Here is a 23039-nt window from a genome sequence, read left to right on the forward strand (position 1 = left end):
CGATTAAATTATGAAACTTACAAATCTTAAATATCTATTCTTTTCTTCAACACTGCTTCTCAACAGTTGTAGTAAATATCTGGATCAGCAACCGGATATGAGAGCAGAGATCAATACGGTTGATAAAGTCAAACGACTGATTACATCAGCCTATCCTTTTGGTAATTATCTTGCTATGGCCGAAACTTATTCGGATAATGTAGAAGATAAAGGCGTCGGCGGACTTTATCAACCGGTTCCTTCCTTATACCGTTGGCAAGATATCAACAACAGTGATACGGATAGTCCCAATAGCTACTGGAACAATTGTTATGAAGCTATCGCAGCCGCTAACCATGCTTTGGCTGCAATTGAAACTAATAATTTTGGACAGGAGATTGCTGCATTTAAAGGGGAAGCTTTGGTTGCAAGGGCATATTCACATTTTATGCTTGTTAATTTCTTTGCCAAAGTCTACGATTATAAAAATCCAGAGAACAATACGTCTCCTGGAATTCCTTACGTTACTGAACCAGAGACTATTGTGATTAAGCAGTATGATCGCGGGACAGTTAAATCTGTTTATGATAATATTCGGAAGGATTTGGAAGAAGGTTTAGCCCTTTTAGACGGGAACCCTGCAGAGTGGAATGTACCCAAATACCATTTTACACCAGCTGCTGCCCATGCTTTTGCGACTAGATTCTATTTGTTCACAGGCGAATGGCAAAAAGTTGTGGACAATGCTAATAAGATTTTCGCGGGAGGAAATTTTGCAGGAAAATTGATACCTTATAATTCCACGTTCAAGAAAATGACATTCGAGGAAGTACATTCAGTCTTTTCCAAGGCAGATCAGCCCTATAGCCTTTTGATCAATGAAACTTATAGCGGTTATCAACGTTGGTGGGATAATCGCTATGCTATGGGTATAAATGTGTTCCAAAACATTTATAATGGTACAACTGCTGCTGGTGCAAAGTTCTATAATTTTGGTGTCTCCTATGGTGCTCCACATTATACTACCTATATATGGAAGGAATTCTGGTATGTAACAAATGCCACCGCGAATACGGGATTTCCTATGCTTATGGTTCCAGTATTAATTACAGATGAGGCGCTAATGAATCGAGCTGAAGCCTATTTGGAATTAGGTAATATTTCAGCTGGTATAGCCGATATGAATTTAATGGCAAGCAATAGAATTGAAAATTACAATCCTACAAATCATGCTGTAACAGCTGCAAAGTCTAAGTTGTTTTTCGGGGTTCAAGATGATAAAGAAGCACTTATTCAAACCGTTCTACAGTTTAAGCAAGTTGGTTTCATGTCTATGGGATTACGTTGGTTCGATATTATTCGGAAAGGGATAACAGTGAAGCATCTTATCATTGCCAATGATGAAAGCGAGTCTTATATCGAATTGAAACCTGAGGATCCACGACGTGTTTTCCAGATCCCACAAGAAGCGAAGTTGTCCGGTGTTGAACAAAATCCAAGGTAATTTTATGAAAACAATAACAAAAATATGTATCACAGTCGGTCTAATCGCCAGTTCATATTCCTGTGTGAAAGAGGAGAAGCTGAATGCGAAAATTGAAAATTACGACACCTTTGTTCCAGGAGATATTGATGAATGGATTACAAAGAATTTGACCGATCCCTATAATATTGAAGTGGTCTATCGGTATCAGCGAAATATGCATGATATCAATAAAAATATTGCACCAGCGGATGAGTCAAAAGTTATTCCGCAAATGGATGTAGTTATTAATGGATTTTTAGATGTTTATAAGAATATTGGAGGGGTTCCATTTATAAAAACATATACGCCTAAACAATTTGCTTTATTTGGGTCTGGAGACTATGATGTGGATGGTTCAGTAAAAGGAGGTACTGCAGATGGCGGTAGACGGATCACCTTGTACGGGATTAATAATTTTGATATTGCGAATTCCAATTCGGTAACTGGAAACCTTCAGGTTATTCATCATGAATTTACCCATATTCTTAATCAGATGAGATTTATACCTGCGGAGTTTGGGAAAATTTGTGCGGGAGATTATTACTCGAATTGGACTGCGCAAGAAAACAGCCAGGCAAAAGCAAGATCACTTGGCTTTATTACACCATATTCTAGAAAATCTATCGGTGAGGATTTTGCGGAAGTTCTATCTCATTTAATCGTTGCAGGTCAATTATATTATGATGATTTTGCTTATGATAGTGGAAAGGATGCTTACCCTAAGTTTAAACAGAAGGAGGCAATTGTACGGGATTATATGATGCAGAATTTTAACATTGATGTAACACAGTTGCAGATAGAATTTCAGCGTGTCATGACCGAAAAGTATAAATCAACACGTTATTCTGCTGCAACCGCCCTAAGTAGTGATTTTATAGGTTCTTTGGATTGGGATATAAGGAATACGTGGGGATTAGAGAACACTATTTCCAGCAAGCAAAGGTTATTTTTTATGTCTATTTTGGATGAACTTGGCGGATGGACTACAAAATCCATGACATTTCAGTTCGTTTCAGCCACAAAAGCAACATTAAGCATTGCTTTTGGTGACAATAACGCGACCTATACTGCGGCTTATGACTTTGATATTTTAAAAAATGCAGATAATACTTTTAAAATTTCTAAGTCTGCTACCCAAGGTACAGGCACTATTTACAATAATGGGGCCATTGATTGGGTATTGAAAGATACTAAACCGTTGATCGACTATCTAGGTAGCACCAGCTTTTCCGCGGAGTGGAAACAAGTAGATTTAAAGGTAAATCCGAGCGACTATCTGCAGTTTTTGATTTTGAAGGATGTAAAAGATGCGAATGCAACATTCATAGGCAAAGTAAATTTAAGGAAGTATTAAATTATGAAAAAGATATTTTATTTAATGTTTTTGGTCCTATTGGCTTTTAGTTGTAGTAAACCGAAAGAAATTGATCCTATATTCGGTAATCCCGACGAAAGGATATCTGATACGCTGTTGTATGTCAAAAGAACCTTGGTAGATGCACCATACGGATGGAAAGCCTATACAACCACCGAAATATCTAAAGGTGGATATGGATTCTATATTCGGTTCGATAAGAATGATCGCCTGAAGATGGTCGCAGATCTAAACGAAACGACTGCTACAGAAGCAAAGGAATCTACTTATCGCATACGTCAAATCATGTATGCTACACTATCTTTTGATACGTATAATTATATTACCATGTTACAAGATCCTGATCCTAGTGTTTATGGTGGGGCGGCTGGAAAAGGACTCGGTAGTGACAATGAATACGATTACGTGAAAACCCATGGAGATACTTTGTTTTTTCAGGGTCGCAAGTTTGTACAACCGCTTGTATTAATAAAAGCTACGGCGGAAGAAGAAGGTGCTTATTTAAGCAAAAAACTTTGGACTAGTATAAATGATGTAAATGATTACTTCGGAAATGGGATAAACACTGTTATGCTAAATAAGGCAAACTGTGAGTTTACACTAAACACTTCAGCAAAACAAATTACCCTAATGGCTATGATCGACGGTAAAGTGGAGAGCGTACAGATTCCATATTTATACAATTTGGAAAAAAATATGACGTTGCTCAGTGATTCAACCTTTGATGGTGAAAAGTTTTCAAAGATTACTGAAAACAACGGTGTGTATAAACTACATGCTTTCTCTGGAAAAACTTTTGTTATAAAGAAATCGAATGATTATTTATTACCGCCGCAGTATAAATTGGGGACTGCAATTACCGATATGTTCCAACCGGGTATTTACAGCTATGCTAGCTACTTACCATTAAAAACTTGGTCTGCAAGTTATGTAATAGATTGGAATGAGTACGTGCGTTTATCAAAAACAAGCGGTTATAATCTCACAGTAGGAGATTCTTTCTACAATTTTAATGACGCAAAGAAACTCATAACAATGGATGGCTATATTTACCAAGGGAATACAAGGTTTATTGGTGGTTATGTAATGAATTATTCAATTGATCTCGAAAAAGGCACAATACGTTTTCTTTCGATTAAAAATACAACAAATAATGGAGGAATCATGGTTCCTTATATGAATGCCACATTCTTTAAGAAAATGATCAATCATGATTTTAAACTTTCATTCATAACGGATAAAGATTTTGGGTCAGGAATACAGTTTACAAGCGTCGAGGATCCTAATTATTATTTTTCTTTCGTTTACTAATTTACCATCACAGTTTTATGTGATAAGCCCCACGATATCTTTGTGGAAAGTATTGTGGGGTATTAAAGTAATAACTATAGCTTTTGCTATTGTTTAAAGAGATAACTATCCATATTACATTATGATAAATTGTATCGATAAATATATGTATTTAAAGCAGGCTAATACTCCGGGGTTAATAAGCAATACAAGGAGATTGCTATTGAGTTTCATTTTATTTCTTCTAGTTGGATGCGGTACTACAGGCCAAATATATATCGATGGTGATATTCCAATAAAAGATCCTTTTTATATCGATATATATAATACGCGTACAGGAATTAAGGTGCTTTCTGATACAAGTCGTGACAAGAATATTAATCTTCATATGAAAACATTACACAAGGGAATTTATCAACTCACTGTTTCATGGGATAGGGATATTGTAAGGCCTCAAGAGAAGGAAAGATTTGCTCGTCAGCCCGAGCTCGGCAAACCAAAATATTATATGTCAACTACATTTTGGTTGGATTCAAAAGAGTCCAATAATTATAAACTGTTATTTGATAGCGTCTATCACCAAGAGCAACTACAAGAACTGTTGTTGACTAAGAATGGAGGCGAATCAATTAAAATGACGGTCGTATCCGATGGAGAAAACAATAAACTTTATAATGAATACTTAACCTTATTGGATTATTATAAGGCAAAAAATCGACATCAGAAAGACAGTCTTCGGCAAGTAGCAACTCATTTCAATGATCTTAAATTATTCAAAGATTCAGCGCGAATAAATGCTTTCTTAGCGAAAGATTGGCTAGTAAATGTCAAGACCGAACTGCTGAAGGACGAAATAATCTTTATGAAAAATAATATTAACAGCGAAGTCATCCCTCATATCTATCATATATTGGTGAACACGAAAGATGATTTCGAACAGTATCACCAAGTCTACAATTTATTTCCAATTACTGTTAAGCGAGATTTAGCTGTCAGAAATTAAAATAATTGATCCATTAAAAAACTATTAGCAATGAAAAAAGTCTTTAAAACGCATATAAATTTTGGAAGCTACGTTTGGGGAATAGTCGTGATCATATTTATTGGAATATTGTTATTTGAGCGACTTGAAAAAGAACGCTATTTCGGCACATTACTCTTGTTTGGAATATGTCTATCAATCTGGTATTTTACATTTTTTTTTAAACGCTATTGGATTGAAGGTCACAATCTTTTCATTAAGACGATCTCTGGTGTAAAATCGATAGATATTCGCTCTATACACAAATTAGAAACAAATAAGGTTGACTGGTTTGGATCAATGGGATTTACAGTTTTAAAACCTTACAGAAGAGGAATGGTCTTACGTTATAATGTGGTTGACCACGTATTTGTTGATCCAGAAAATGCTACCGAATTTATCAATGAACTTAAACAGATTACACCCAATATCGATGTTGTACAATGTGAATAGTCTATAGTTTTGAGCATACTTTATTATACTATTTCGGTCTTCTTGTTCGAGAATTTCGTATCTTCTATCGTACTAGCCTACTCCTAATTTATCATTATACATAGAAAATTGTAGATAATTATCGGGATATCCGTTGGATATAGATAAACGGCAAGTGTCTTGTTACAATTAAAACTCTCGTCTCGGGAACGATCTCATTTTATAAACTGCTCTATTTTTTTCGTTTTACTCCCCCTAAGGCAATTAGCTTTTATTTTTTAGATCTGTTTTTTTAGATTTATATGGACAAAATATGAGTTCAAATTTTCCTTGCTAACTTTTTTTTAAAAAAGTAAAAAATATTAAGCATTTTTACTGCTCAATTATTAGGCATCCGCTGAGATGTACATATATGTCCTAAAAATTTCCACTATGAAGCACGATTTGTAGTTTGGAAGATATCTAACTATGCAGAAGGAAGAAATATTATTTAAAACACACTATAATGGGCTTTGCCACTTTGCCTGGAAAATTGTCGGAGATTTAGCTGTCGCGGAAGATCTGGTGCAAGATTCCTTCATCGCTTACTTTAAAAATACAGAACAGGTCAGTGATAATGATATTGCTATAAAAAACTATTTGTATAGTGCTGTCCGTTTTGCATGCTATAATCATATTCGTCATGAGAAAGTTCGGCAAAAATATTGGAATGTAGTCGGTTTTACGGAAGAGGATAATATCGCCCTCGAATTAAATATGATTCATAGTGAGGTTATTCAAGAAATTTATAAAATTATCGAACAAATGCCTTTGTCATGTCAACAGGTGTTTCGTCTTGGATATTTGGAAGGTTTATCAAATCTTGAAATAACCGAGGAACTGAAAATTAGTGTTAATACCGTAAAAACTCAAAAACAACGCGGTATGAAAATGCTTTTAAAGCGACTAAATCCTGAGTTTTTGCCGTTTATTATATTTTTGCTAAAAAATATTTAAATTCTTGTCACCCTTTTGCCTGTCTTAAGTTTCTTTATTCTACAAAATGATGGAAAACTCAGGACATATCTCCCGTCTTCTTCAAAAATTTCTATATGGTCAATTGACCGAAGAGGAGAAAAATCAATTTGAAGAATGGCTACAAGCTAGTGACCATAACAGACGGCTTTTGGATTCATTTCAAAGAGCGAAGAATATTGAACAAGATCTAGCTATTGTTGGGCAGTTAGATGCAAATAAAGCATGGGATAGGCTTACTAACAAAAATAATAGATCGTACAATAAATGGTTTATTGGTATTGCTGCCTCACTGGTGCTATTATCTAGTTTCTTCTATCTATGGTACAGCCAAATGGAAAAAGAAGATAATGATGGCAGCATTTCGGCTCTAAACCTAAGTCAAGATGTAGCGCCAGCGAAAAGTGGAGCTGTTTTACGGATGGCAGATGGCAAAGAAGTTCGGCTAAACAATACTAAACCGAATGGTTACAATAGCGATAAAACTTTTGTATGGAATGCTGCAGAATTGATTGTTAAAAATGGCAAAAATAAGCTCGAATCTTCCCAGAATTCTTTAATTGTACCGCGGGCTAGTTTTTATAAAATCACATTGAGTGATGGTACTAAAGTTTGGGTGAATGCGCAGTCTAATCTAACATTTCCAGCACAATTCTCAGCAAATGAGAGGAGAGTACGTTTAGAAGGCGAAGCCTATTTTGAAGTGGCACATGATCCTAGCAAACCTTTTTTCGTTGAATCAAAAGCTGGTGAAATTAAGGTGTTGGGAACTCACTTTAATGTTTTTGCTTATCACGATGATATTCGAGCAACATTAGTTGAAGGAAAGGTTGAAGTAAGGCAGAAGGATAATACGCTTGAATTAAATCCTGGAGAATTTGCCTCGCTTTCGAAAAGTAACCTTATAAAAGGAAAAGCTGATATATTGCAAGATTTAGCTTGGCATAATAATGAGTTTTATTTTAAAAAGGAAACTATAGTAAATATTGCCCATCAACTTTCTCGTTGGTACGATTTAGATGTGAAATTTAGAGGGAATGTTAAACTTAATAAAGAATATAGCGGCAGCATACAGCGAGACGTAAAACTTTCACAGGTATTGGAAATGCTATCTTACGTCAGCGATCTTAAATTTGAGATTCGTGGCAAAGAATTGATTATCGAGAATAAAATCTAACTTTTTTAAATAGACATAAAAATTAATTTAGCCAGGCTTATGATATAACTTTACTACCCAATCATTAAAATGCCCGCAAAAAGAGAACAGGAATGTTGGCGCATACCTGTTCAAACATGCGATTAAAGGGCTCATAACTTTAAAGTGAACTATTAATTACCTAATTAACCACAAAATGTAAATGTATGAATAACTTACCATTAAGCAAAGCCTGGTCCTTGTTACCCCAAGACCATCGGTTTTGCAAACCCTTACGTATTATGAAAATTAGTACATGCCTTTTATTCGCATTTGTAACTGGCGTCCAAGCAAAAGGAACAGCACAAAAAGTTACATTGAAAATGAGGAATGCACGGATTGAGGAGGCGCTTTCTGCGATCTCAAAGCAATCCAACTTACGCGTTCTCTACAGCGAAAACTTAAACGCTAAATCTCGTATTACAGTCGACCTAAAAAATGCGTCTGTGGAAGAGGCGTTGAACTCGATACTAAGAGATAAAAATATCGAGTATAAGATTATAGCAAATACAATTTCTGTTAACAGTAATGAAAAGAGCGAAGTAGTTTCAGACAACATGCAACAGTCTGTCACTGGAACCGTTAAAAATGCTAACGGAAATCCGCTGGCTGGCGCTACAATCACGGTCAAAGGAACTTCCATTTCCACACAAGCAGATGCAGACGGGCATTTTAAGATAAATGCTGGCGGAAATGCTGTATTGGTTGTCCGCTATATAGGATTTAACAATACGGAGGTTGCTGTCAATAATAGAAATACAGTATCTATCGTATTGGATTCTAATGAAAATCAAATCGAGGAAGTTGTTGTAACGGGGCTTGGAGCTAAGATTGACAAACGAACCTTTACAGGCGCTACCGCTAAAGTCAATATGAAAGATATTGAACTGGGCGGACTACCTGACCCTTCGAGAGCTTTGGAAGGGCGTGTCGCCGGTGTATCAGTACAGAACACAACTGGTACATTTGGATCAGCACCAAAAATCAGAGTTCGTGGGGCGACCTCGATTTATGGTAGTTCAAAACCACTTTGGGTAGTTGATGGAATCATTATAGAGGATGTGGCGAATGTTTCATCGGATGATCTTTCTTCCGGAGATGCATTGACGTTGATCAGTTCTGCCGTAGCTGGATTGAATGCGAACGACATCGAGTCTTTCACCGTTCTTAAGGACGGTTCAGCGACATCCATTTACGGTGCTCGGGCGATGGGTGGTGTTATTGTTATTACAACAAAAAAAGGAATTGCCGGTAGAAATTCTGCAAACTATGTAGGAGAGTTTACATCCAGAGCTATTCCTTCTTATAATAATTTTAATATCATGAACTCGCAAGAGCAAATGGCTTTCTATCAAACACTTGAGCAGAGAGGATGGCTTACAATGTCCGATGTGGCAAATAGGTCCGAATCAGGAGTGTATGGGAAAATGTATCAGTTGATCAAAGCGGGACAGTTAGAAAATACACAGGAGGCAAGAAACGCCTACCTAAGACAAGCTGAATACCGTAATACAGACTGGTTTAAACAGTTGTTCAGCCGGACAATCATGCAAAATCACTCGGTCAGCCTTTCTTCTGGTACAGATAGAGCACAATATTATACCTCTATAAGTGGTGTTTTTGATAATGGCTGGACGCGCAAATCGGATGTGAAGCGCTATACTGGGATGTTTAATGCATCCTATAATTTGTTCGATAACCTAAAATTGGATTTAAGAACAAATGGTTCTTATAGGGATCAAAGAGCACCAGGTACGATAGGTTCATCGGTGGATCGGGTCTCGATGGAAATTAAGCGAGACTTTGATATCAACCCATATACCTATGCATTAAGGAATTCTCGTACCCTCGATCCTAACGAGTTCTATACACGGAATTATGCTCCATTTAATATCCTGCATGAGTTAGACAACAATTACATGGATATCAATGCTGCTGATATAAAATTCCAGGGGGAACTAAAGTGGAAGCCCATTAAAGCACTCGAACTAGGGTTATTAGCTGCAACACGCTATCAACAAACTTCGCAGCAGCATTATATCAAGGATCATTCGAATCAGGCATTAGCTTACCGATGGATGCCAACAACGTTTATTCGTGATGCAAATCCTTTCTTATATACTGATCCAAGTAATCCCTATGCTGTTCCGGTTTCTGTGTTGCCTGCTGGAGGGATATATAATCGTACAGACAACAAGATGTTTACCCGTGATTTGCGCTTTACTGCAGCTTATGATAAGACATTCAACGATATCCATAAATTATATGTATTTGCGGGAGCCGAATCTAATTCTGTAAATCGTAATCAAAACTGGTTTAGAGGTTGGGGCTTGCAATATGATCTAGGAGAGATTCCATATATTGATTACACCTTATTTAAGAAAAATCAAGAAGAAAATGCTGATTACTATTCTATAGATCGTAAAAAGAACGGTGATGTGGCCCCTGCGCGAAATAGACAGGTTGCTTTTTATAGTACAGCAAATTATACATTTGACAATCGTTATACTGTCAATGGAACATTTCGTTATGAAGGTACAAATCGCTTAGGACGTACAACATCTGCGCGTTGGATGCCTACATGGAATGTTTCGGGTATGTGGAATGTGATGGAAGAGGATTTCTTTAAAAACTTGGAGACGCCTTTTTCAAACCTGAGTTTTAAAGGTTCCTATAGTTTGACTGCTGATAGGGGGCCAGACTTTGTAACCAATTCGAAAATTATCATTCAAAGCTATAATCCATGGAGACCAAGTACAGCTGATAAAGAAACTGGTCTTTCTATTTCGGATCTTGAAAACTCTGAGTTGACCTATGAGAAAAAGCACGAACTTAATATTGGTACTTCAATCGGTTTGTTCCGAAATCGTATTGCCATAGATGTGGATTATTACAAACGCAAAAATTACGATCTTATAGGCATAGTCAATACTCAGGGATTAGGAGGAGAAATCTTGAAGTACGGTAACGTGGCAGATATGGAATCTAATGGTATTGAGCTTAGTTTATCTGCTACAATATTGAAAAAGGAGCATTTCTCTTGGGTATCGAATTTTATCTATTCAAAGGCGAAGAATAGAATTACTTCATTGGAAAATAACAGCAGAGTTTCTGATTTAATTGCGCTAGGTGGATACGGTGTAGAAGGTTATCCGGTACGCCCCTTATTTTCTATTCCTTTCAACCGTATTATTGACAACGGATTACCAGTTTATAATTACATCGATGGCGCTGAAACAACTACAGGTGTCTATTTTCAGGAAAGAAATAATATTGGGTTCTTAAAGTATGAAGGTCCTACCGAACCAACAGATATGGGAAGCTTTGGAAACGTATTCTCTTACAAAAATTTTAAACTGAATATATTTCTTACCTATTCTTTTGGAAATGTCGTACGATTGGATCCTGCGTATAAAACAGGTTATACAGATCTGGATGCCATGCCGAGAGAGTTTGCCGATGCCTGGACAGTTCCTGGTGAAGAAGCGCTCACCAATATACCTGTCATTTTGGATTCTCGTTTTATTCGAAATAACAGTCAGTATCGGTATGCGTACAATGCGTACAATTATTCTACTGAAACAGTTGCTAAAGGTGACTTTATTCGCTTGAAGGATATTTCATTAGCTTATGAATTACCGAAACATATCGTTAAGTCCTTAAAGATGTCTAATCTAGGTGTACGTTTCAATATGGTGAATCCATGGTTGATTTATGCAGATAAGCGTCTAAATGGACAGGATCCAGAATTCGTTAATTCAGGCGGTGTAGCTTTACCAATTGCAAAACAATATACATTAACCTTAAAAATGGGATTTTAGCATATGAAAAATAGACTATCATATATACTGATTTTTGCCGGTTTAACGGCGATGGGCCTATCGTCCTGTAAAAAGTACCTTGATGAATTGCCAGATAATAGAGCCGAGTTGAATACCACAGACAAAATAGGTAAAATGCTTGTAGGGGCTTATCCTAGCAGCGCTTACGTTGTTGTTACTGAGCTGTCTTCAGACAATGTCGACGATGTTGGTCCGGTATATTTAAACTATCCGAGATTTATAGAAGAAATCTATAAATGGCAGGATATATCGGAGACGAATAACGACGGCATTGAACGCATCTGGGGTGCATGCTATGGTTCAATAGCCAGTGCCAATGCTGCCTTACAGGCAATTGAAGAACAAGGAAATCCTGCTAGTCTCAGTGCACAAAGAGGGGAGGCATTGTTGGCTAGAGCCTATAATCATTGGATACTTGTCAATGTTTTTGCTCAGAATTATTCAAAGACACATGCGACAACTGATCTTGGTATAACTTATATGACAAAGGGGGAAACTACTTTAAACCCTAAGTATGAGCGTAATACTGTCGCAGAGGTTTATGATTATATTAAAAAAGATGTGGAAGAAGGGTTACCATTAATTAATGATGCTTCGTACGCGAATTCAAGTGTAGCAAAATATCATTTTAATCGTGCAGCCGCTTATACATTCGCATCTCGTGTTGCTTTGTTTATGGAAGATTGGACCAAGGCTGTGGAGTATGCGACATTGGCTTTAGGTGAAAACCCAGCCATCACGTTACGGGATTATAAGACAATAGCTACTTTCTCAGCGACTTATGCAAACTTTACGCGCGAGTACAATGCGAGTTCTGTTAAAGCAAATTTTCTGATTGCTACGGCATCTTCTTCTATGGGGCAAACGTTTGGAAATTATTCTACAAACAATAGGTTAGCACACGGTGGTAGTATCGCTATGACAGAAACTATCTTTGCCAAGCAACCTTTCGGACAGGCTAAGGTAAGTACTGATTACAGAATTAAAGCTGCAATTTATTCCAGTACTACAACAAATAAAGTTATTTTTCCACATGTGGCGCGAATGTTTGAATATACCGATCAAGTTGCAGGTATCGGTTATACAAAAGGCGTTTATGCCCCAATCGTATCGGAAGAAGCCCTACTTAATCGGGCGGAAGCGAATATTCATTTGAAAAATTATAGTGCAGCGCTCTCTGATATGCAAATCCATATTGACAATAATACGATCAATGCTCCTGCAACAGTAAGTGAAGCTTCAATTAATAATTGGGCAAATTCGTTTGATTATTTTACGCCAACCACACCTACCCCAAAGAAAAAATTGAATCCAGAATTTTCCATTGAGCCTGGTACGCAGGAAAATATGCTTCATGCCGTATTATCTTTAAAACGGCTACAATTTTTACAAACTGGTATGCGATGGTTTGATGTGAAACGTTACGGAATAGAAATTACAAGAAGGGAGGCACCAGCTGTATATAATGGTAATCTAACATATACGGTTACAGATAATATACTCACCAAACGTGATAAAAGACGTGCTATACAGTTGCCGCAAGATGTTATTAATGCAGGTTTAACTCCTAATCCTAGATAATATGAAAAATAATACCCTATTAATATCAATATTATTATCCTGTGGCGTGATGTTTTCAGGCTGTAATAAAGAGGATAAGTTGGATTCGAAAAGTGTTTTTGTGGATTCAGAGATTCCGAAAAATGCTTTAGACAACTATTTATACAACAACTATACGAAGCCTTATAACGTACAAATACTTTATAAATATAATGACAACGAATCTAATATGACCTATCGGTTGGTGCCGGCTCCTTATGACGCTTCTATTCGTTTGTCAAAACTAATGTTATTTTTGGTAATGGATCCGTATAGTGAAGTAACTGGAAGTACCCAGTTTTTAAGAAGTAATTTTCCAAAGATCATTACTTATACAGGTTCTGTACCTGTACAAACAAACGGCGTCATTATACTCGGTACAGCTGAATCCGGCACAAAAGTTTCACTGTACAATTTATTGGAGCTGAATGAAACTACTGGTAAAAATTCCCAGTTTTTGAATAACGGATTCTTTAAGACAGTACACCATGAATTTCAACATATTTTAAATCAAAATAAACCCTATCCGAGCAATTTTAGAGAGATTTCGGGAAGTAACTATATTGAAGACGAGTGGAATACGAAGTATCCTGGTACGCCGGTCGGAATAGGATCCGCTATAGCAGCAGGTTTTATATCCCCGTATGCTTCTAAGGCTGATACGGAAGATTTTGCTGAACTCTATTCATTCTATGTTACGCGAAGTCAGGCGGATTTTGATGCCATGTTGAATGTCGAAAATTCAACAGCAGCGGGAAGGGCATTGATACTATCAAAATTGGCTATTGTAAAAAGCTATATGAAGTCCGAATGGGGAATCGATATGGACATTTTACGGGCTAATATTATTGCCCGTTATCCTAAACTTAGTACGTTTGATCAAACAACTTTAAATTAAGAAAAATGAAATTAAAACTATTTATATTCGCAATAGCCATTTTATCTTTGAGCGTAAGTTGTGAAAAGAAAATGGATCGAATCTTTGATGAAAGTCCGACTGATCGTTTGAATGCAAGTGTATCCAATGTATATACAATGTTGCAGGCTAATAAAGATGGTTGGATGATTAAATATTATCCTAGCAGTGCATTGGAATTTGGTGGTTATACATTATTTGCAAAATTTACCAATTCGGTCGATGTGACTGTGGAAGGTGACATGACGACTTTGGCGGCACAGACTAGCACTTACATAGTGGTTCCGGGGGCCGGGCCAATTTTGACGTTCGATACCTATAATCGTATTTTTCATTATTTTGCTTTGCCAGGGTATTTTAATAAATCAAGTGCATATCAATTACCTGGTTTCTTAACGGCGCAAATCGGTTCCGTTAATGAAGGAATGAAAGGCGAAAATGATTTCTTGGTAACAAAAGCGTCAGCTGATTCCATTGTTATGGAAGGTAGAAAGTCGTACAATAAGGTTGTGATGGTTCCAATCAAATCTTCAGAGGCTACCACAATTGTTGCAACATATCGTTCTGCACTTACAAAATTCCATGCCTTTTCAAATTACAAATTTGAAGTGGGAACTGAATCTTTTCCTGCAACATTTGCAACAGCGGCAACGAAGAGAGCACTATTGATCGCTGGAAATTCAAAACCATATGCCTATCGTTATACCCCTACTGGACTTGAATTTTACACAGAATATGACGTCAATGGAGTGAAGTTTAGAGAATTGAAGTATGTAGAACCAACAGGTAGCTATGCGAAGGGATACTTTACGAATGATGCTGGAACAATCAAATTAGTTCCACAAAGCTAAAATCTAATATATCCTATACGCTACACAGATAGTATTTTATTAAGTTTATTAAATTTACCCTCTCAAATGTTTCTGAGAGGGTTTTTTTGTCGTCTTTATGATGAGTCTATTCCTTTTTTATGTATTATCGCCGTTCATTAAAATCTTTATTGCTTCTACCGTAAAGTTAACTTATCATTATGCTTTCGTGAATGGTTTTCTTGAACTTGCTATAAAAGATATAGATAGTAAACAGGAAGGAAAGCCTGTGATCCATAAAGAAGTATGGACATTGCAGAAAAGAAATTAATAGCATAACTTAGCGTATTGCCTAATTTTTGAAAATCTATTAAAGCTCCAATGAAACGAATCATTGTCATCTTGTTGATTAGTATTATAAATACAGTTGCCTTGCAAGCGCAGCAAAAAAACAGGCCATTTCAATTTAAGAAACCGAATAAAGTAGTTGAACATGCTAAGTATGGCAAAATAAGGCTATACGATGCACGAGAAATAAAAGATAACCTCGGCGTCATACAAGTAGGTATGCTCAACGCAAATCGATTTTTAGTGGCTGAACCATCATTGGAAAAGCAACTGCAGCGCCAATTGGAAGATATGACAGCAAGCCGCAAAGCCGACGACGAATTACTAATGCGCCTTGAAAAATTTTGTATTGCGGAATTGACGGGTGCTTTTTCCGAAAAAGGATTCTTGGATTTTAGAGCAATTTTATTTGCTAAGAAAGGAAATGGAAATTATTTGCAAGTTGCTCAGGTAGATACGTCTATTATAGTGAAAGGGATGGATGTAACCAAAGCGACTTTGGCACGTGCTAGCGACGTTGTCAATAATTTGATCTGTGATGCGTTAACCAAAAAAGGCGATACCACAAAACTTTACACCCTAAGTCAAATTGAAAATTACGATTCTGTTCAAAAGAGACATTTAGCGTTATACAATACGTCCACTTATAAAGATGGACTTTATCTCACCTACGAAGAGTTTGTGCGTCAAATACCTTCAGGTGGACCTGCACAATTAAAAGATGGAGACTTCTATTCGGGATTCTTTAAAGAAAATGAAAAAGGTAAACTTAAAAAGTTAAATCCAAAAGATTATTATGCAGTGGTGTACAATGGTAATCCTTTTATTTCAAGTCAAGATCAGTTTTACGCATTAATCAGGGAGGAGGATGATTTCATTTTCGTGGGGCCAGTGAAAGAAACCACCGCTGCAACGAATGTTGTTGTAGCTTCAGTGCTGTTAGGTGCGATAGGGGGCATGTTGGTATCGGGACCAGAAACAAACTACTATACACAGAAGCTTGACTATGTTAATGGTACCTTTATTCGAATAAAATAGATGGTTGGGAAAAATTACATGGACGCAATTGTTTCATCAATGTCTTGACTTAATTCATTTGCTAATAAGTTTTACGTAAATATTCTCGAATATCTTTTATAGGAGAGTTGGCAAATTGAAGTAAAATTTCAGTTTTCCACATGATGTTAATAACGATGTGGAAAACACATTTCGCGCTTGTCTCGAAAATTGCAAATTACAATCCCAAACACTTTGCCTCCAGGAATACAATCATGCCTTTTCTTTCAATTTCAATGAATGGGGATTTGATGTTGTCTACGTAAAAAGTCTAGTAATAGACCTAAAGATATCGATGATATTCAAAATTTAACCGAATCTAATATCTAACTGAATTTGGTCAATTTTTTGCCAATTGATAGGAAAAATAATCCTTTACCATTGAGTATACGCTATACGCTCAGTTATTTTTTATTTACCGCTCCTTTCCCTCCATTTACCGACTTTTTTATTTTGTTTATCGAAATGTAATAAAATAGAACGCTGCGTTGTCTTACTTTTGAATCAGAATCTTAAAGGAAATGATGCAACATAATCAAGATCCTTGCGACAATAAGAAAAGAAACAAAAAACTAACACGATAAAGTACAATATTATGAAAACTTTAGTAAAGACATTCGCAGCAGCAGCATTGATTACAATATCAACTTTCGCAATGGCAACTACCGATCCTGGAAAAGCATTGAACCTATCCACAGCTGATCTGGCCATCGATAGTTATGTGTCCGTAATGACGGAAGGCGCTTCTCAGGGCGTAGAAAAGTTGTTCGCTCAGGAATTTAATCAGAAAATTCAAGGGAAATCAGTTCGTACCAACAGCCGTTCGGAAGTTATTTCGTTCCTGAAAAAACAAAAAGGTGAAAAATTGAACTGCAGGACGCATACTGAAGTTCTGGAGGAATCTGAAAACTATATGGTAGCACGTATCACCATGAAGTTTGACAATTTCATCAAAACAGATGTAGTGACATTGGTCAATGAATCAGGTACCTGGAAAGTTGCAAGCTCCGTAAACTCGTATAAATAGAAACTGTTTAATTAAATTCATATGTTTATTTTGGCCACGTCGGGATGATGTGGCTTTTTTTGTTGTATTAAGCACTTAAAAAGTGCCAAAATTATTTCTAAGCCGTTAAAGGTAGTATACCTATTCTGTTGAGCTCCTATCATTGATTTTATACTATGTAAAAGAAAGTAATATTTCTTTTTGGGAGCACAATTGCTCTACTGCTTCTATGAGGGTGGCGTCTAGTCATAAGATCATGTTGTTCGTTCTACCGGTAAAATGGGTTTTCAACAATGTTATTAACATTGTGTGGATAACTAAAATTACTAATCTATCGTATAACACGCAATGAATATAAAAATTATTTAACCGATTATTTTTTTAATTGTCTTTGATATTTCCTATTATTGCTGCTATACAAACCAGTATTTATGAAGGGTTATTTAAGTTTTTGGGCGTCATTAGTATGCTTTTTATCGTTTAATTTGTGCTTATCAAACCTTTATGCTCAGGTTTCTTTTACCAGCTATCACAAGAGAAATGATTCCGAAACAAAGCATCTGGATTCGGCCTATTACACGCGGATAGTTCATGTCGACGCCTCCGGGAAGGATAAAGTTTACCGTGTCGAAGAATTTTATACGCGCAACGACTCCATTAAACTCAGTGGGATCAGTACGAGTGCTCTTTACCCGTTTAAATTTCGCGGGCGAAAGTATGAATTTTATGAACAGGGAACGATACGAAGTATCGAGGACTATAGCGACGACAGTGCGCTTGTAGATTCTGCTTTTTACTTTTATCCACGTAATAAATTGGAAAAAATTGTTTTTTATCCGAGTAGTTCAGCTAAAAAGGGAAAACTGAAAATAGGAGATCCCATTTATGTTGTGTATTATGATTCGCTAAATAATAAAACACTGGAAAATGGAACGGGTTTTATCCGTTTAACTTATAGCGGGGGTTATGAAGAGGGAAAAATGAAAAGTAATTTACGCGAGGGTGAGTGGAAAGGAAAGTCGGGAAAGGATAGCTTTGTTGAAAATTACACAAATAATCAATTAATTTCAGGCATTAAAACAAAGGATTCGGGCGAAGTTTTTAAATATGATTCGTCGAACTTTATGAGTCCTCCCGATTACCCTGGTGGAATTTCGAGACTGATGGGCTTCATCGCGAGCAATTATGTCTTCCCAAGGGGCGCTATTAGTAATGGGGTGTCTGGCGTTGTAAGGATAGCGTTTGTGGTAGGCAAAGATGGTAACGTAAAGGATTTAGTTGTAGAGAATGACCTAGGTTTCGGAACAGGAGAGGAAGGAATTCGCGTGATAAAAAGAGCGGGAAAATGGAAGCCCGGCATACAGCGTGGAGAGGCCGTTAATGTGAAGTATACGCTTCCCATACAATTGCACCTATCAAATTAAGCCTATTTAGATCGTATAATTAGCGGATGTGCAAAAGTGATCTCAAAGAGCTGAAATAGCATTTTGAAGATATATATGTAACAGCAGTTATATAGATAAATCAAACTAAAAATGGCTGTCCAAAAAAATCGGACAGCCATTTCTACATATATCATATACGATATATTATTTTTTCAGACCTTCAGCACCTTGTATAATGCCTTCTACTACATTCGGATCCTGTAGGGTAGAAGTATCTCCTAAATTGCTGGTATCGCCTTCGGCAATCTTACGTAAAATACGACGCATGATCTTTCCTGAACGTGTTTTTGGTAGATCATCGACAAATTGGATGATGTCTGGTTTTGCAATCGGGCCGATAATACGAGAAACGGTTTCCATGATATCGCGTCTGGTCGCTTCGGCATCTGTGTGGTGATTGGCAATCACATAGGCATAGATACCTTGCCCTTTTACGGCGTGCGGATAGCCTACGATTGCGGATTCGACAACGTCAGCGTGCATATTAATGGCATTTTCAACTTCAGCTGTGCCAATACGGTGGCCCGAAACGTTCAGTACATCATCTACACGCCCCGTGATTTTGTAATAGCCCTCTGGACTACGGAAACATCCGTCGCCCGTAAAATACATATCCTTATAGGTCGAGAAATAGGTTTGACGACAGCGGTCGTGATCTCCCCACGTCGTACGTAACATACCCGGCCAAGGGAATTTGATACACAGGTTTCCTGTAACATCATTGCCCTCGATTTCTTTTCCATTCTCGTCCATCAAAGCAGGCTGAATACCTGGCATTGGGAACATCGCATAGCTTGCTTTCTCTGGTGTCACGCCCGCCAATGAAGTGATCAAGTGGCCCCCGTTCTCTGTTTGCCAATACGTATCAACAATAGGACAATTGTTCTTACCGACTTTCTCATTAAACCAGTTCCATGCTTCTTCGTTGATCGGCTCTCCTACAGATCCTAAAACACGCAACGAAGAAAGGTTGTTTTTGTCTACAAATTCATCACCAAAAGCCATTAATGAACGTAGAGCAGTCGGTGAGGTATAGATAATATTGACGTTGAATTTATCCACAATATCCCAATAGCGGCTCGCATCCGGGAAGGTTGGTATACCTTCAAACATCAATGAGGTAGCGCCTTGTGATAAGGGGCCGTAAACGATATAACTGTGACCTGTAATCCAGCCAATATCTGCAGTACAGAAAAAGACGTCGTTGGGTTGGTATTGGAAAGTGTTCATGAAGGTATAACCGGTGTATACCATATAACCACCACACGTGTGCACCACCCCCTTCGGCTTTCCTGTAGATCCTGATGTATAGAGAATAAACAGGGTGTCTTCAGCATCCATTTCTTCTGCTGGACACGCTGGATTTCCTTGTGTTTCTACTTTCTTGATCTCATCTTCCCACCATACATCACGGCCTTTAATCATCGATACCGGGGTGCGCGTACGCGTTAACACAATAACTTTCTCCACCGTATCACACTGCATCAACGCATCATCTACAATATTTTTAAGGCCAATAGTTTTATTTCCGCGGTAACTGCCATCTGATGTGACAATCAGTTTGCATTCGGCATCTTCGATACGATCTGCGATAGAACGCGCTGAAAAACCACCAAATACTACAGAATGTATAGCACCAATACGGGCGCAAGCCAATACAGCAATGACCAATTCGGGAACCATTGGTAAGTAAATACAGACACGGTCTCCTTTTTTGATGTTATTATTTTTAAGTACGTTGGCAAATTGCTCCACCTTCTGCAATAATTGCTTATAGGAAAGAATGCGGTGTGCTTCATTCGGATCATTAGGTTCCCAGATGATGGCCGGTTTATCTCCATTTGCATATATATGGCGATCAAGACAATTTTCTGTAATATTTAGTTTGGCACCCTCAAACCATTTGACATTGGGTTCTTCAAAGTTCCAATTTAGCACCTTATTCCATTTTCTCTTCCAGAAAAAATGATCTGCAATGCTCGCCCAAAACTCCTCAGGTTGTTCTACACTTCGCTTATATTCACTTTGATATTCTTCAAATGATTTTATTTGTAGGCTCATCGTTATTAGGATTATTATGAATTATTTTAATTTATATTGTTATCGTTGCGAAATTGTTTTTGGTATTTCGATTTCGGTGTACAATTTAGCGGTTTTTGCCCATTTTATCAAAAAAATGATGTTTAATATAATGTTAAACTACTTTTGTCTATCAAGATTGTTATCTTGCATCAAGATTTACCAAGATGTCTTTTCTGAGAAAGCTATTCTATATTACAATTTATACGAATCTTCTGATCGCTATGGCAGCCATGGCACAATGTGCACTGACTTACATTATTTTTGAACGATCCATCAATTGGTATATTGTGCTGGTGGAGGGAACAGCGACACTATTACTGTATAATTTTAGCCTATGGTGGTCCAAGCCCAAGAATCCAAAAGAATCAAAATTTCCCCGGACACGCTGGATCTTTAATCATGAATGGGTCATGTGGTTAAATAATGGTATAGCGTTGCTTGTGCTGGGGTATTGTTTGTGGTTTATACACATTTACTCTTTCCTTTTTTTAGGATTTATTGGAATCCTAAGCCTATTATACGGGATGCCACTATTTAAGTTCCATGATCGTAAAGTGGGACTTCGACAGATTCCTGGTGCCAAAATTTTTCATATTGCCTTAGTGTGGGTCTGCAGCAGCGTGGTGCTTCCTTATGTGGAACTGGCCAATGTAGGTGTCTCCATAGATCGCTGGGTATTTGTTGCGCTTTGTGGATTGAAGTTCATATTTTTGTTAATCTGTACATTACCATTTGATATTCGGGATATTCAACAAGATTCTTATTATCACTTACGAACTTTACCCAATATGTTGGGCGAACAAAAAGCAAAGAATTTAACCTATTTGCTGCTGGGCTTGCATTGTGTTCTGATCTTGACAGTACCTTATACTGTACTCATAAAAATTGGATTGATTTTGACAAACCTGCTCATATTTGCTTTGCTAAAACTGGCAGTTTTTAAAACAAAAGACCATTATCACTATGCTTATCTACTCGACGGTAGTTTGGTATTACAGTTTTTGATTGTTGTTCTACTAGTCATCTTTAGTCCAGCAGCATGAGTTTTTTCAGGGGCAGCAAAAATAGATTACTCGGACATCATGTATTGAAGCTGCCTGCTGCACGAAAGATTTTGACCAATGAGCCGTGTAAAACTCAAGATGTCAGAAATGCAATGATCTTATCGGCGGCGATTTCTGATAATTTATAATAACTTTCAAATGTCCATCCGGCAACATGGGGAGATAAGATTACATTATCCCTGCGGATAAGATCTGCATACCAGACTTGTTCTGCTAGCGTTGGGAACTTTTCGACAGGCAACACGTCAAAAGCCGCTCCGAGAATGGCCCCAGAATCGAGCTGATCAAGCACTGCAGGTACCTGCACAATACCGCCACGTGCTCCGAGTAAAAAGAAAATAGGTTTTTCAAATTTAGCTAGATAATCCGCATCAATCATTCCACGTGTTTCGTCTGTTAAGGGAATATGAAAACTGAGTACATCAGCTTCTTTGTAGATTTTTTCCATGTCTGCTTCTGTTGCATATTGATCGGTATAGTCGATTCGATATTTATCATAAGCAAGCACCTGTACATCAAAGCCCGATAGTTTTTTTGCCATGGCCATACCATTGTGCCCATAGCCGATCAACCCTACAGTACGCCCCTTAAGTTCGTATCCACGATTGGCTTCACGCAACCACTGGCCAGATCGTATTTGTTGGTCGCCACGATTCAGATTGTTCATCAGACTAAGCAACATTCCGATCATATGCTCACCTACAGCATCCCGATTGCCTTCATTGGCTGGAATTAACTGCACAGCCCTTTGCGCGGCAATGACATCGTCAATATTGTCCATACCGGCCCCTGCGCGGGCGATAAAGCGGAGGTTGGGCGCTAGGTCAAAAAATGCTTTATCGACCTGAAATTTGGAACGGATGACCAGGCCTGAATAGTTAGAAATAATTTGCTCGGCTTCTGCTCGGCTGATAGCAGGCTGATAATCGTAATGGATACCTGCCTGCTCAAATTTCTCAAGCATGATCTCATGAATGTCGTCGACGATCAGAATAGTAGTTTTCATCCAATTATTTTTTATGTGGGAACGATAAATAAATA

At 37.5% G+C, this 23039-nt stretch carries 18 protein-coding genes; 16 read left to right on the forward strand and 2 right to left on the reverse strand.

Annotated features, from left to right (window positions below):
* Positions 1-10: 10 nt before the first annotated feature.
* The 15 genes from B3E00_RS02420 (at position 11) to B3E00_RS02490 (ending at position 18831) form a co-directional block, all read left to right on the forward strand.
* Positions 11-1483 carry a RagB/SusD family nutrient uptake outer membrane protein gene (locus B3E00_RS02420; RefSeq protein ID WP_293936682.1) on the forward strand — a complete coding sequence of 491 codons (1473 nt, stop codon included), beginning with the start codon at positions 11-13 and terminating at the stop codon, positions 1481-1483.
* 4 nt (positions 1484-1487) lie between these two features.
* Complete coding sequence (locus B3E00_RS02425) at positions 1488-2858, forward strand: substrate import-associated zinc metallohydrolase lipoprotein (RefSeq protein WP_293936685.1); 1371 nt, start codon at positions 1488-1490, stop codon at positions 2856-2858.
* Positions 2859-2861: 3 nt separating this feature from the next.
* Positions 2862-4190, forward strand: coding sequence for a DUF4302 domain-containing protein (locus B3E00_RS02430; protein ID WP_293936687.1), 1329 nt, complete (start codon positions 2862-2864; stop codon positions 4188-4190).
* Positions 4191-4557: 367 nt separating this feature from the next.
* A complete protein-coding gene (locus B3E00_RS02435) occupies positions 4558-5172 on the forward strand; it encodes a hypothetical protein (protein WP_293936690.1) in 615 nt (204 codons plus the stop codon).
* A gap of 30 nt (positions 5173-5202) precedes the next feature.
* Positions 5203-5643: a hypothetical protein gene (locus B3E00_RS02440; RefSeq protein WP_293936693.1), complete on the forward strand. Its 441-nt coding sequence runs from the start codon at positions 5203-5205 to the stop codon at positions 5641-5643.
* A gap of 447 nt (positions 5644-6090) precedes the next feature.
* The gene (locus B3E00_RS02445) at positions 6091-6618 is read left to right on the forward strand and encodes an RNA polymerase sigma factor (protein ID WP_293889574.1); all 528 of its coding nucleotides are present in this window, start codon (positions 6091-6093) and stop codon (positions 6616-6618) included.
* A 46-nt stretch (positions 6619-6664) separates the two neighbouring features.
* Positions 6665-7813, forward strand: coding sequence for a FecR family protein (locus B3E00_RS02450; protein ID WP_293936696.1), 1149 nt, complete (start codon positions 6665-6667; stop codon positions 7811-7813).
* Positions 7814-8073: 260 nt separating this feature from the next.
* The gene (locus B3E00_RS02455; protein ID WP_293936699.1) at positions 8074-11652 is read left to right on the forward strand and encodes a SusC/RagA family TonB-linked outer membrane protein; all 3579 of its coding nucleotides are present in this window, start codon (positions 8074-8076) and stop codon (positions 11650-11652) included.
* 3 nt (positions 11653-11655) lie between these two features.
* On the forward strand, positions 11656-13254 hold the full coding sequence (locus B3E00_RS02460; RefSeq protein WP_293889577.1) for a RagB/SusD family nutrient uptake outer membrane protein: 1599 nt from the start codon (positions 11656-11658) through the stop codon (positions 13252-13254).
* Between the two features lies 1 nt (position 13255).
* Entirely contained in the window at positions 13256-14170 is a 915-nt protein-coding gene (locus B3E00_RS02465) for a zinc-binding metallopeptidase (protein WP_293936702.1), read from the forward strand.
* A 5-nt stretch (positions 14171-14175) separates the two neighbouring features.
* Positions 14176-15039, forward strand: a complete 864-nt coding sequence (locus tag B3E00_RS02470) for a DUF4302 domain-containing protein (RefSeq protein ID WP_293936705.1) — start codon at positions 14176-14178, stop codon at positions 15037-15039.
* A gap of 97 nt (positions 15040-15136) precedes the next feature.
* On the forward strand, positions 15137-15328 hold the full coding sequence (locus B3E00_RS02475) for a hypothetical protein (protein ID WP_293936707.1): 192 nt from the start codon (positions 15137-15139) through the stop codon (positions 15326-15328).
* Between the two features lie 50 nt (positions 15329-15378).
* A complete protein-coding gene (locus tag B3E00_RS02480) occupies positions 15379-16383 on the forward strand; it encodes a hypothetical protein (RefSeq protein WP_293936709.1) in 1005 nt (334 codons plus the stop codon).
* Between the two features lie 613 nt (positions 16384-16996).
* Positions 16997-17428, forward strand: coding sequence for a nuclear transport factor 2 family protein (locus B3E00_RS02485; protein WP_209580406.1), 432 nt, complete (start codon positions 16997-16999; stop codon positions 17426-17428).
* A gap of 410 nt (positions 17429-17838) precedes the next feature.
* Positions 17839-18831, forward strand: a complete 993-nt coding sequence (locus B3E00_RS02490; protein ID WP_293936711.1) for an energy transducer TonB — start codon at positions 17839-17841, stop codon at positions 18829-18831.
* Between the two features lie 165 nt (positions 18832-18996).
* Here the strand turns inward: B3E00_RS02490 and acs are convergent, their stop codons facing one another.
* Positions 18997-20913 carry an acetate--CoA ligase gene (acs, locus tag B3E00_RS02495; protein ID WP_293936714.1) on the reverse strand — a complete coding sequence of 639 codons (1917 nt, stop codon included), beginning with the start codon at positions 20911-20913 and terminating at the stop codon, positions 18997-18999.
* A gap of 185 nt (positions 20914-21098) precedes the next feature.
* Here acs and B3E00_RS02500 point away from each other — a divergent pair, with 185 nt between their 5' ends.
* Positions 21099-21977: a hypothetical protein gene (locus tag B3E00_RS02500; RefSeq protein ID WP_293936717.1), complete on the forward strand. Its 879-nt coding sequence runs from the start codon at positions 21099-21101 to the stop codon at positions 21975-21977.
* A gap of 94 nt (positions 21978-22071) precedes the next feature.
* Here B3E00_RS02500 and B3E00_RS02505 read toward each other — a convergent pair whose 3' ends face one another.
* Positions 22072-23004 (reverse strand): NAD(P)-dependent oxidoreductase, encoded by a 933-nt coding sequence (locus B3E00_RS02505; protein ID WP_293936719.1) that lies wholly within the window; start codon positions 23002-23004, stop codon positions 22072-22074.
* Between the last annotated feature and the right edge of the window lie 35 nt (positions 23005-23039).

Source organism: Sphingobacterium sp. UBA5996 (genome assembly GCF_002429765.1).
Classification (GTDB): Bacteria; Bacteroidota; Bacteroidia; order Sphingobacteriales; family Sphingobacteriaceae; genus Sphingobacterium.

What these genes read in the sequence shown, in the direction of transcription:
- B3E00_RS02465 (WP_293936702.1), top strand. Translation starts at nt 13,256, where the DNA reads ATGAAAAATAATACCCTATTAATATCAATATTATTATCCTGTGGCGTG.
- B3E00_RS02470 (WP_293936705.1), top strand. Translation starts at nt 14,176, where the DNA reads ATGAAATTAAAACTATTTATATTCGCAATAGCCATTTTATCTTTGAGC.
- B3E00_RS02425 (WP_293936685.1), top strand. Translation starts at nt 1,488, where the DNA reads ATGAAAACAATAACAAAAATATGTATCACAGTCGGTCTAATCGCCAGT.
- B3E00_RS02455 (WP_293936699.1), top strand. Translation starts at nt 8,074, where the DNA reads ATGAAAATTAGTACATGCCTTTTATTCGCATTTGTAACTGGCGTCCAA.
- B3E00_RS02485 (WP_209580406.1), top strand. Translation starts at nt 16,997, where the DNA reads ATGAAAACTTTAGTAAAGACATTCGCAGCAGCAGCATTGATTACAATA.
- B3E00_RS02440 (WP_293936693.1), top strand. Translation starts at nt 5,203, where the DNA reads ATGAAAAAAGTCTTTAAAACGCATATAAATTTTGGAAGCTACGTTTGG.
- B3E00_RS02475 (WP_293936707.1), top strand. Translation starts at nt 15,137, where the DNA reads ATGATGAGTCTATTCCTTTTTTATGTATTATCGCCGTTCATTAAAATC.
- B3E00_RS02445 (WP_293889574.1), top strand. Translation starts at nt 6,091, where the DNA reads ATGCAGAAGGAAGAAATATTATTTAAAACACACTATAATGGGCTTTGC.
- acs (WP_293936714.1), bottom strand. Translation starts at nt 20,913, where the DNA reads ATGAGCCTACAAATAAAATCATTTGAAGAATATCAAAGTGAATATAAG.
- B3E00_RS02490 (WP_293936711.1), top strand. Translation starts at nt 17,839, where the DNA reads ATGAAGGGTTATTTAAGTTTTTGGGCGTCATTAGTATGCTTTTTATCG.
- B3E00_RS02480 (WP_293936709.1), top strand. Translation starts at nt 15,379, where the DNA reads ATGAAACGAATCATTGTCATCTTGTTGATTAGTATTATAAATACAGTT.
- B3E00_RS02430 (WP_293936687.1), top strand. Translation starts at nt 2,862, where the DNA reads ATGAAAAAGATATTTTATTTAATGTTTTTGGTCCTATTGGCTTTTAGT.
- B3E00_RS02450 (WP_293936696.1), top strand. Translation starts at nt 6,665, where the DNA reads ATGATGGAAAACTCAGGACATATCTCCCGTCTTCTTCAAAAATTTCTA.
- B3E00_RS02505 (WP_293936719.1), bottom strand. Translation starts at nt 23,004, where the DNA reads ATGAAAACTACTATTCTGATCGTCGACGACATTCATGAGATCATGCTT.
- B3E00_RS02435 (WP_293936690.1), top strand. Translation starts at nt 4,558, where the DNA reads ATGAAAACATTACACAAGGGAATTTATCAACTCACTGTTTCATGGGAT.
- B3E00_RS02460 (WP_293889577.1), top strand. Translation starts at nt 11,656, where the DNA reads ATGAAAAATAGACTATCATATATACTGATTTTTGCCGGTTTAACGGCG.
- B3E00_RS02420 (WP_293936682.1), top strand. Translation starts at nt 11, where the DNA reads ATGAAACTTACAAATCTTAAATATCTATTCTTTTCTTCAACACTGCTT.
- B3E00_RS02500 (WP_293936717.1), top strand. Translation starts at nt 21,099, where the DNA reads ATGTCTTTTCTGAGAAAGCTATTCTATATTACAATTTATACGAATCTT.